The 11,574-nt window shown below is 35.8% G+C and carries 10 protein-coding genes; 1 reads left to right on the top strand and 9 read right to left on the bottom strand.

The window, feature by feature from the left end:
- Positions 1 to 64 precede the first annotated feature (64 nt).
- The 9 genes from Q0947_RS00300 to Q0947_RS00260 all read right to left on the bottom strand — a co-directional run bounded on the left by Q0947_RS00300 (position 65) and on the right by Q0947_RS00260 (position 7,395).
- Complete coding sequence (locus Q0947_RS00300) at positions 65 to 460, bottom strand: hypothetical protein (RefSeq protein WP_299389957.1); 396 nt, start codon at positions 458 to 460, stop codon at positions 65 to 67.
- Between the two features lie 74 nt (positions 461 to 534).
- Positions 535 to 1,980 (bottom strand): type IV secretion system DNA-binding domain-containing protein, encoded by a 1,446-nt coding sequence (locus Q0947_RS00295; protein WP_219360138.1) that lies wholly within the window; start codon positions 1,978 to 1,980, stop codon positions 535 to 537.
- Positions 1,977 to 3,005: a MobB family relaxase gene (mobB, locus tag Q0947_RS00290; protein ID WP_219360139.1), complete on the bottom strand. Its 1,029-nt coding sequence runs from the start codon at positions 3,003 to 3,005 to the stop codon at positions 1,977 to 1,979. The genes Q0947_RS00295 and mobB overlap by 4 nt, the downstream gene beginning before the upstream one ends.
- Before the next feature lies 1 nt (position 3,006).
- Entirely contained in the window at positions 3,007 to 3,555 is a 549-nt protein-coding gene (locus tag Q0947_RS00285) for a BfmA/BtgA family mobilization protein (protein ID WP_036596993.1), read from the bottom strand.
- A 531-nt stretch (positions 3,556 to 4,086) separates the two neighbouring features.
- Complete coding sequence (locus Q0947_RS00280; RefSeq protein ID WP_084553527.1) at positions 4,087 to 4,284, bottom strand: hypothetical protein; 198 nt, start codon at positions 4,282 to 4,284, stop codon at positions 4,087 to 4,089.
- Positions 4,285 to 4,295: 11 nt separating this feature from the next.
- Positions 4,296 to 4,676, bottom strand: a complete 381-nt coding sequence (locus Q0947_RS00275; RefSeq protein WP_028281658.1) for a DUF6876 family protein — start codon at positions 4,674 to 4,676, stop codon at positions 4,296 to 4,298.
- Positions 4,677 to 4,758: 82 nt separating this feature from the next.
- Entirely contained in the window at positions 4,759 to 5,094 is a 336-nt protein-coding gene (gene ssb / locus Q0947_RS00270; RefSeq protein ID WP_028281659.1) for a single-stranded DNA-binding protein, read from the bottom strand.
- A gap of 960 nt (positions 5,095 to 6,054) precedes the next feature.
- Complete coding sequence (locus Q0947_RS00265) at positions 6,055 to 6,891, bottom strand: DUF932 domain-containing protein (protein WP_147865767.1); 837 nt, start codon at positions 6,889 to 6,891, stop codon at positions 6,055 to 6,057.
- Between the two features lie 96 nt (positions 6,892 to 6,987).
- On the bottom strand, positions 6,988 to 7,395 hold the full coding sequence (locus tag Q0947_RS00260; RefSeq protein WP_147865768.1) for a hypothetical protein: 408 nt from the start codon (positions 7,393 to 7,395) through the stop codon (positions 6,988 to 6,990).
- Positions 7,396 to 8,408: 1,013 nt separating this feature from the next.
- Here Q0947_RS00260 and Q0947_RS00255 point away from each other — a divergent pair.
- The gene (locus Q0947_RS00255) at positions 8,409 to 11,564 is read left to right on the top strand and encodes a TonB-dependent receptor (protein ID WP_299389929.1); all 3,156 of its coding nucleotides are present in this window, start codon (positions 8,409 to 8,411) and stop codon (positions 11,562 to 11,564) included.
- Positions 11,565 to 11,574: the final 10 nt, after the last annotated feature.

The following is an 11,574-nucleotide window of genomic DNA, read 5'->3' as shown; positions in this document are numbered from 1 at the left end:
TTATAATGGGATGCTTACTTTGAAAAGCATCACGTAAGGATATAGCTATCCTTAAAAAACTGAATTATACTTTAGGGGGTTGGAAAAGCGATTCCAGATATCTGGAAGTGAAGTTTACTTTATGTAAGGTAAACTGTTTTTTCCCTTCAAACTTTAGTTGATTGGTTAAAGCCGAATTGTTGTTCGCAATAATTAATACTAGAGGGCGACAACATTGATGATGGGAATGGACTGGTGTATTCTCCTTATCTGGGTTATTATGATGCCCTTCATTTTTTGCATCATTGTCAATGTAATCTTCAACTACATATTCAAGGAAAGAGTCTCCATAAACTTTATGGTCTTGATAATGGGTAATAATGCTTGAAATTTCTTTAATTGGCCCACAAAAATCCATATCAATGCTAATTCCCTGAAAAAAGAATAAAATAGACATTGATATAGAAAAGAATATTTTCATAAAGTTTCACAAAGATACAAATTAATCGATGCACAGGTTGTGCAAAAACTACGGTTGTTCTTTATTAACTAATTTTAGTTGACCTTAAATATAGATTTTGCTTCTCTATAAATCCGTTCAAAATTGAGCTTTAATTCATCGGTTGTGAAATGTTGATGAGCATTTGGTATTTCTCTTTTAATCGTTTGTAGTTTAAATTGAACTCTTTTATCCTTGCCATCCGCAAAAGTTATAAACTCGCCTTGTTTCAAACGAAAGAAAACATCTGCCCTGCGTTTGGAAACTTCTTTTTCGCCTTTGGTAATTCTCGTATCAAAATTTAGATTGTGTCCACGATTTATACTTGTAGTTTCCATACGAACAATCTCAAAGAAACGCTCATAATATTTTGCAGTATCTGGGTCATTAACTTTGCCGAAAAACTGATAGGAAAGGTTACTCAAAATAGCCTTACTCGCTTTGTCTCCATAAAGCATATCATTCTGAATTTTATCCTGCATAACGTAAATTGTGGCAATATCATAGCTTCTTAAAGTTGCGGGAATGCGGTGCATATTAAGTAGTTTAATGGTTGGGGCTTCTTCCATCATTAAAAATGACGACTGTTGACCTCTCACGCTCATTTGCTTGATGACTGTGTGTATAATCGCTGCAATGATCGGGGAATAAGCCGATTCATATTTAGGGTGGTTCACGATAGAAATAATTGCAGGGTTTTCTTGGCTATTTATATTCAACGGTACTTCATCTTTTGACAAAACCATAAATAATTGTTGGGAACTTATTTTTTTAAAGGCATTAGCTAAGGTGCTTTTTACACCTGCCGTTTGTTTGTCAGAATCCATTCCGTTGATAAAAGCACTTGCCATACTTCGGGAAGTGATGTTTGAGCTCACAAAAGTAACCAACTGTTTGGTAGTCATCGATTGAAAAATAGCAATCAAATGGGGCAGGGTGCAGTATTGAGGATAGGACGTTTTTAGTTTCCAAATCATCCCGCCCATCAAACCTTCCACAGCATCACTGAAGAATTTTGTGGTACTGTTTGTATTGGATTCGTTGAATTCCAAAAGGTTTTCAATAAGTACCTTGGATAGTTCATTCACACTTTCCTCATTGGGCAAATATCTTGGGGCAATTGGGTTTACACGATAATGGATTTGGTCAAAAGCAATGGTGTAGAATTTTATGTCCTTTTCTTTAAATAATGGATAGGCTATTTCGGTAAGTTCAAAATCCTTGTAATCGTGTATGATTCCACAAAATTGATGCGTGCTAAAATGCTGTAAAAAGTTATAGATGACACTTTCTGTTTTGCCACTTCCCGCAGACCCGATGACTGATGCACCTCTTTTTATATTATCGATTCGAAATTTGCCTCGTCGAAGTTTAAAGCGTACCTGATATTTCTTATCCCCGTTTTTGGGTTGCTCTTGATGAAGAAACACATATAAAACTGTACTGACAAACAATACCGGAACAACAATAAAAAGGATGATATGTGGTATTGAAATACTCATATCCCAATAGAACCCGACTGTATGGCTCGGTCGATTCCCTTTTTAAATTTGTTGATTATCTTCAATGCCAACTGTACTTTGTTTGTTGGAATATTCATTATGGGTACACCAGATTTGGCAAGTATTTTATAGGCAGTTGCCTTTTCATTGGTTGGCAATCCCGAAAGAATTGAGAAATACAGTTTTGGGTTTTTAAGAAATGTTTTGCGTGCCTTATAGGTTTCAACATAGTTTCGTTTATACTGAAATAAAGTGTCAAAGGTCTTTTCTGAAGCCTTAAAGAATTTATCCCTATCAAAACCACGCTTCACAGGCTTTCCATTAAAAACAGTTTCAGAAGCTTTGTATTTGCTTCCAGGGGACAAACTGTATTTATTGGACATATCCTTTCTGCTTACAATAATATGAATATGGCTTTGAGAACCTTCTTTTGGCATACCTCTAACAATGCGTTTTCCGTCTTGTTGATGTGGTGCTTCTTTTTCCAATCGGAACATCGTTTGCTGTAGTTTTTTGATGTTGCCTTCTAATTCGCCACTTTCAATTTTCCAGATATCGTTCTTAATTTGAAGTATCTTGGTGGCATAAGGTTGGTTCACCTGAATTTTCTTGTCCGTTCCTTTATAGGTGCGTTGATGTTCAATCTTCGCGTAATATTTAATGTCATCTACGGTTACAGCTCGTCCGTTTATTTCCCGATTAAAAGATTTAGCGTACTCTTTCATCAATTCTCGGGTGTACTTTTTCAGTTCCTCGGAATGATTTTGCAATCGCTTCAATTCATAAGCACTCGGATTGACTGTAATGGAATAAAACTTTGGTTCGGTCTTTTTGAGTTTAGCCGTATTTCCGTCAATTTCTTTAATGACTTCCTTACCTGATATTTCTTCGCCATATTGGTTAAAAAAATGTTCCATCTCATCAATGGATTTTCCTTCATTCTCTTTTTCGAGATACGCGACAAAATCGGAAACGCTCTGTGCATAATTACCGTCTAATGTCTGTTTGGTTACCGTGATATACATTTTATATTTTTTGTTTAATGTTTTCAAATTCATCTTTGGTCAGTTCCAGTTTTAAATAGCCACCTCCAAAACTGCTTTTTACATAAGTGGTCTTATTGATGATTTTTTCCAAATCATATTTTACGGAATGAAATTGTTGCTGAACTTCTTCGTAACGATTTCGGTAATGATTTAGTTCTTCGTTTTCGGTAATCAATTCTTGTTGTTCAAATTCAAATGGTTCTTCTTGTAACTCTTTCTCATTTGGGTTTTCTTGAAAAAGCAATTCCAACATTGCATTGGTGGGCTTGGTCTGGTTTTTTTCAATATCTCTAATAATGGCTACAAGGGCATTGATTCGTTTTTTGAGACTATTCTCCAAGGTCTGCATATTCGGACCCAAAGATTCATTTGGGGATAGCTCGTTCAAATCAAAAAAGTTCATCATTGTTTCCAGCGTATCGGTGTGCGAACGTGAAATTCTTTTGGAAAATTTCCGAAAACGAGTTGCCACATTAGGTTTAATACTAATGGCAGAAAAACTGTATTTCTTTTGATGATTTGAACTCATTTACTGTAAAAAATTGCCGTTTTATAAGGGTTTCAAAAGGATTTACTGTAAAATTTTATTATTTTCTTAAACCCTTTAAACAGTAATTATTTGTTTTTCAAATAATTACAACTAAAAATCAACCGTTAACATCGCCTTGGCGTGTTACCCTCTTGCTTCTCAAATTCGTCCCGCAGGGACAAAATTTTTCAAACAACCTGACTAAAAAGTCAGTTGCTTTTTTTCGGAATAAAAAATTCCGATATGTTTAATTTTTGGTGTGTATCATTATCGGCGAAAGTCAAATCAAAATGGGATAATGATACTTAAAATGGTACTGCTTAAAAGCCTTTTAAAGATATTCTATTTGCAAATAATATTCAAATACGGATTGTTTTCAAATGGTAGGTTTTGATACCAAAAAATAGGATTTTTATGAAAATGCAAATTTAGGACGTCGAGTTTTGGATTATTGGCTCTTTAAATTTTGAAAAAATAAGGCACAAAAAAAGACCTCTGAAAATTCAAAGGTCCAAATTTTTGCGTTGCAATTTAGATGTTAAAAATGTACTTATATGTATATAAATTCTTTATCGCTTCTTCGTCCAATATGGTATTATAATCTAAATGATGTTTATTGGCGTAGGCTTTAAGGTCGTTCCCAAATTTGTTCTCTATATCTTCTTTTGAAACTGAAAGTAGATGCTGTTGGGTTTCGTCATCGAGGTTGTTATAATTTAGATAAATCATAGCCTTTGTTTTTAGTATTCACTTGGTAACATCAGCGTATTATCCACAAAATATAAACGCAATTCATCTAAAGGAAAATCAGTAAAGTTGTATTGATGCGTTTCAAAAACATTTCCATTTCCATCGCTATAAATTATTTCAGCTTCATAGCCCGTAAAATCTTGTTCATCTTCCGATAGCCTTTTAAAATCTATTGTGATAAAATGGCTTCGGTTCAGCAAACTTTTGGCGATTACTGAAACATCAGTAATGAGCCAAAAACATTCTGCTACATTGGCTAAATATTTCAATCCGTTTGTAAATCGGGTGCGTATCAATGGGATTTGATATAACATTTCAGAACCGTGAAAATGTTGCAATCCTTCTTTTATTTCGTTAACTTGTGCTTTCATTGTAATGTCTTTTTTAGATTTAATGATGAAAAGAAGAGGGCACAAACTAATTGAAAACTGGTATTAGTGCCCTCTTTACTTTTTACTTACTACCCATTAATAGGATTTCATCGGCTACCACTTCGGTAACATAGCGTTGGTTGCCATCGTCCGTGGTATAGGTTCGGGTCTTTAGTTTTCCAACAACTCCGATTTCTTTGCCCTTTTCGGCATACTTTTCGATAATTTCAGCAGTTTTGCCCCAAGCGACAACGGTGTGCCAATTGGTGTCCGTTTGTTTCTCGCCCTTGCCGTTTTTGTAGTATTCATTGGTTGCCAATGAGAATCGGGCTACTTTTTTACCACTTTCAAGGTTCGTAATGGTTGGCTCTTGTCCAACATTTCCAATTAACTGTACGTGATTTTTAATAGTACTCATAATAAAAGATTTAAAAGATTAATAATTTCCCTATTAGGTTTAAACTGAATTAAATTTTAAGGGGTGTTTGTATGATTTCTTTCGTGCTCCGCACAATAGATGAAGTGGGTTTTGTCAAGACTTTTAGGGAATAAATCAGGTGTGTTTGCGACGTAGTAAAATCCTTGGATTTTCAAGGAAGTAGAAACCTTATTTTTGCCTAAAACTTGTACAGTCTTGACAAGTTCCATAATGGTATTAGCAATTCTTATAAAGCCATTTGTGGCGAGAGCGTACCGACAGTTAAGCGAACAGAGCAAATGGCATTATTTTAGAATTGGTTATGCCATACCTGTTTTTCGCTGTCCCGAAAAACATTAAAGGCTTCATCTATTATAAACCCCTTAAAATGTGTGAGGCAAAGGTTCGGTTTTTAAGAATTATCGAGCAAAGACCAAAGTAGGCTTTGCCGTTAATTCTGTTAAGAAAATCGAGGCTTTGACTTTCCGATTACAAGCGGACTGGATTCACGGTTTTGGCTTGGGAATGTAGCGTTCCTTCCCATCGAAGCGGGAAGGGGAAGCGGAATGGAAAACCAAAAATGGGGATTGGGTCCAAGATTTTTTATAGAGAAGCTCTTTGCCCGAAATGTAGCTTTTCGCGAAATGTAGCGGTAAAGTGCTGAACGGTTTATAAAACGAATTATTCTTTTGAAGTAGGGTTTTAAAGCGGACTTGACTTTAAAGATGTAGATTGGAATAGAGTTTGACCACTTCCCGAATTTTCTCGGGAATGAGTGGGCAAGTGGAATGGAAATCGGAATCTTTGAAGTTGTGTCCAAGACCTTTTTTGAGAGCAGCTCATTTTCCGAAATGTAGAGCAACGGAATGTAGGGAAATGTGCTAAACGGAATGATAAGGCAGAAGTAAAATTAAAAATCCAGTTTAGTTAGGTACTGGATAAACCTTTTACAATGTTTCTTTAAACCATTGCATATATTTCATCGAACAAAACCTTATCCAACTTTTCTTGTTGTGAAAAGGTCTTTTTCAAGGTATTGTGAAGCATCCAATTAAAGGCGTTGTAACCTACCCATAAATTAGGTTTTGAATAAGCTGGAAACGGTTCATCGTTGATAAGCTCTATAACCTCACGGGATTTTTTTGATGGGTCATCGTTTTTGTCGCTACATTCATATCGGAACAATTTCGTTTTTTCCAATATGTCCTTTACAAATGCCTCGGTATCGATAAGTTCGATTTCTTCCATTTCCCTGAATTTCCTTGTGATTTCGTAGTATTCATTATTTAGAAACTTATCAAATAGCAAGTTCAATTTTGGCATTATTAAATCTGTATTGTTCTTGCTGTGCTTTATCGAAAATGCGATTTCTGCTTGTGCAACGTGTAATCCATTGGTGCATATTTCCCTATAAAAACCGAAATGTCCGGAAGTTTTCTCGCTTCCATCATAAGAATTTTTGAAACGTAACATTGGCAGAATCTTGTCCTGTCCTTCTTTTAAAGAAAACTGATTATCGTCCTCGATTATAAAATCGGTAATGAAAGACCTGTCATTTCTGTTGATAGTGCGTTTATGATATTTCAAATTGGCATCTATTAATAACCCTTCGGCTTTTTTGAAAAACAGTTCATTTGGAATATGGCCATAACTGTTCGAGACCACATTCACAATTTTGTCATTGGAAATAACGGCATTTTCAAGCCCTCTTCGAGACTCCATACCAGTAATAATTTTTAACGATTTCATTTCATTTGAAACGAAAATTTCATCTTGTTGTAAACGATTTAAATACATAATATTTGATTTTAGACCTGTCTGAAGACAGATATGATTAAAAAAAGAAAGCCTACTCTTGCGAGCAGGCTTTCACATTTGAAGACATTAGCTTCATTAAAGTTCAAATTTTAGAATCTGTTCTTCAATCTCTGATTTACGTTGTTCCAAAGTGGACTGTAAATGTGTAGTTACCAACTTGATTAAATTCGTGTTGGTCGTCTTGAATTCCAGATTGCGTGAGTCCCTAATATGAAAGGAACTTGAACCGTCCTGATTGTAATTGAACTTGGTAAGTTCACTCAAGGTTTCCGTAAGTCGTTCACGTTGCGTGGCCAAACCTCTCAATTTTTCAAACTTTTGAATTCTGTCATCCAAATTAATCTCTGGTTTTTTGGCTACCACGAGCTTTTCCGGTGTAACAGCTTTTCCGATAGCTTCCTCGGTCAACTTCTTTTGAACTTCCTTTTTAACGGTTGCATTTACTTTTTTTGCTGTTCCGTTTGATTTTACTTTTGTTTCCATAATTAAATGATTTTAGATTAAACAATATTTGAGCAAAACCCAAACGGAAGACAAAATTTTAGAGTGGAAAGGAAACGGAATAAATAAGCGAGGGAAGAAGCGATGGCTTTATGCCGTCCCTTTTCCGAAAAATATTTTGCGACGTTTATATTTCGGTAATATTGTATGAATACTCTCTACCTCAAATTTTTCTATAGAAGTTCATCACTTAAAAGACCTATAATGAAATAGTTGATTACTCGATTTAATGTGTTTCCAGAATGATTAACTTAAAGATATTTAGTAGAAATGATTAGGCATAATGAACCAAATTTGAAGCAGTATTAAGAGTCATAAAATAAATGACTTTTTATGTTGGTTTGAAATAATACAAATTATATATTTGCACCATCAGAAAGTAAAGCATTTTACTTTAAGTTCATTTATAATATCGTCAACAAATCGGCTAACAGTAAAGTTTCGGAATCTGTAACTGGTTGATATATATAATATTATGGGGAAAGGGTATAATCCTGCCACCCCGACCACTAAAAGCCTAATAAATCATAAGATTTGTTAGGCTTTTTTTTATTTGTGGCGTTGCCAACGCAATTGCGCATAAGCTAACAAATGAAAAAAAGACGTAAAAACCGCTCTTCGCGGTTTTAGGCTTTTAATGAGCAACGCCCCATATCCAGGATCAACGTAGTTAATCCTGCCACTACTACCAACATAATTCTAAAGGTTTCATTCAGCTATTAGTTTTATTACACTTTAAAAGCAACAACTAGATTCTTGATTCCTAGTACTAAAAACTAAATTGATTCCCAAAGCTTCTATTAAAAATCCCTTTTTTGACAATTAAATTGAAAAATTTAATAGAAACTTAAAACTTTAACATATTTAGCATTGATTACCCATATTGTGGGATTTGGATTTCATAAAAATAAATCTATATTTGTTAAGGTCTACATAACATTTTGTTAACTAGAGACTTAAAAAAAATATTAACTAATCATTTATTTACTTAAATTATGAAAGTAAACCTAACTCGATTTTTCACACTGTTAATGCTATTTCTTGCACAGTTGAGTTTTGCACAAGGAAAAATAGTTACTGGAACAGTGACCGATGATAAACAACTTCCACTGCCGGGTGTAAACATCATTATTCAAGGTACCTCACAGGGGGCCGTTACAGATATTGATGGAAAGTATTCATTGGAAGTCAATGAGGGACAAAGCTTACGATTTACTAGCGTAGGATTTGAAGATCAATTGATAACCGTGGGATCATCAAGCATTATTGATGTTACTTTAAAAGAATCCGCCACCGCCTTAGATGAGGTCTTTGTAGTAGCTTATGGAACGTCTACAAAGGAAACCTATACAGGATCGGCTTCTGTGGTTAAAAGCGGTGACATTGAAGACGTGCCAGCCGCATCTTTTCAAGATGCATTGGCAGGAAAAGCTCCAGGCGTAAATGTTACAAAAGGATCAGGACAGGCAGGATCCTCAACCAGTATTCAAATTCGTGGTATTGGCTCGATGAATGCCTCCACACAACCACTTTATGTTATTGACGGCGTTCCTGTGACCTCAGGAAATTCAGGCCAACTATCCGACCAAATTATGGTGACCAATAATATAATGAACACCTTGAATCCAAATGACATCGCATCAATTACCATATTAAAAGATGCTGCAGCATCTGCATTGTATGGTTCTAGAGCCGCTAACGGTGTGGTCATGATTACGACCAAAAGAGGAAAAAAAGGAGTGCCGCGAATTACATTGAAATCTTCAGTTGGTTTTAGTCCATCTTGGGCAACCGACAACTATGAGCCTGCCAGCACGCAGGAGAACATCAATTATTTATATCGCGTATTCCATGACTATAATACTTCAAACGGAAAAGATGACGCAGTAGCAAATGCAGATGCTATCAGACGATTAAACGTTAAGTTCAATAAACATGGCTATTATTTTGAAACGAATGGTACGGGCGTAGGTGAAAATCTAATCATTAGAGGTATGACCGATGGCATCGAAAATCGGGAAGGCAAATATTTTGATTGGGAAGATGCTTATTTCAGAACTGCTATAAATCAGACCCAAGACATTTCAGTAAGTGGAGGAAGTGACAACACAAATTATTATTCTTCTTTTTCTTATAGCAAAGATGAAGGTAGAGTGAAAATAAATGGAAATGAACGTATCTCAGGAAGGGTTAATTTAGAACAGAAAATCGGCCAGCACATAGAATTTACGGCTAAAGTGAATGTAGCACAAACCGAATTATCTGGTTTTAATGATAGCCGAAATCTTAGTTCTAACTATTATGAGCAAACTCGTAACCTTCTTTGGGGCTTATATTGGCCAACCAATTATAAAACTGGCGAACCGTGGACAGCACGTTACGGTAGTTTGGCACAAAACAATGTCTACTACGATAATGAGTGGGAAAACTCCTCTAAAACTTTAAGAGTTAGTGCCATAGAAGGCTTGAAAGTCAATATTCTCCCAGAACTGAGTGTACAGACTCTTTTTTCTTATGATAATATCGAAACTAAAGACCACTTGTACTACAGCCGTTTACATTATAATGGACAAGGCCTTGGCACCGTAAATGAAATGTCCACAAACACCACAAGCTTAGTGTCTTCAACCACCTTGAATTATGCTAAAGATTTTGGCGCACATCACTTAGATTTCTTGGCTGGTTATGAAGTCGAAAAAAATAAAACCGATTTCATACGTGCTTCCGGTAAAGATTTACCTTCAAGTAATTTGCACACTGTGGCCACTGCTGGAGACACAGATGCTAGCGCTTACTACTGGGGCAATAATATGATGTCTATCCTTTCTAGGTTGGAATATAGTTTTGATAAAAAATATTTTCTTTCTGGTTCCTACCGTCGTGATGGAAGTTCAAAACTTGGTCCAGACGCGCGTTGGGGTAACTTTTGGTCAGTTGGCGCCTCCTGGAATATCAGTAAAGAAGCTTTCTTAAAGGATGTAGAAGCAGTTAGCAACTTAAGCTTGAGAGCTTCTTACGGGGTCAATGGTACATTGCCACCTTCTAATTTTGGATGGAGATCGCTTACCGGCTATGGTGCTAAATATATGGAAACCGCCGGCGGAGTACTGAGCAATGTTGCTGATGAAAATTTATCTTGGGAGACAAACTACTCCACAGACGTTGCTTTGGAATTTGGCTTTTTCAAAAATCGAATTTATGGAACTATCGAATATTTTACGCGTGACTCCAAAGATTTATTGCAAAGTGTGCCAATTTCACGCATCACAGGTTTTAGTTCTACCCTAAAAAATATTGGGTCTATTAGAAATAAAGGCCTTGAGCTATCCTTAGGAGGAGATATTATCCGTTCTAACGATATCACATGGAGTGCTTCCGTAAATGCATCTTTTGTCGATTCAAAAGTTCTTGAATTAAGCGAAGGCGCCGATATTATATGGGTTAATGATGGAGACGCAACCGCCCAATACATTTACAGGGAAGGCGAATCTACATTAGCTTTTTATGGGTATGAATATGCCGGGGTAGATCCCGCTAACGGCAAGAGTAGATATTATGTAAATGACAAAGACAATCCTCAAGCTGGAAGCTTTCTTCTTAATGGAAGAGGCGCAACATATGATTACAAAGACGCAAACTACACAATTATAGGTGATGGTATACCTGATGTTTTTGGAGGTATAAATACTCAAGTTAAATATAAAGGTGTTTCCTTAGGTTTAGATTTCATCTACAAATTGGGTGGAAAACTATACGACGGGGCTGAAAAAGATGTCGCAGATGATGGATATTACTGGGAGCGAATCCGTTCACAATATGCTTATGATAATATGTGGACTGAGGATAATCCAAATGCTGGATTGCCGATGGTTAGAGGAACAGACCTAACAGATGCCATTCAAAAAAGTGGAAGACATATTTACGATGCAAGTTTCCTGAGATTGAAGAATATCCGATTGAACTATGATCTACCGACAAAATTAATAAATCCAATTGGGCTCGAAAACGTACGATTATATGTAATTGGTACAAACCTGCTAACCTTCTCAAAGTATAAAAATGCAGATCCTGAAGTAAATCAATTTGCAGCAAGAGGATGGGAAACCCCTTTTATGAAGAATTATACTTTTGGAATTGAATTGTCATTATAATTAATTAAAA

Source organism: uncultured Gelidibacter sp., from assembly GCF_947500795.1.
Classification (GTDB): Bacteria; Bacteroidota; Bacteroidia; order Flavobacteriales; family Flavobacteriaceae; genus Gelidibacter.
This window is presented reverse-complemented; position numbering and strand designations above follow the sequence as displayed.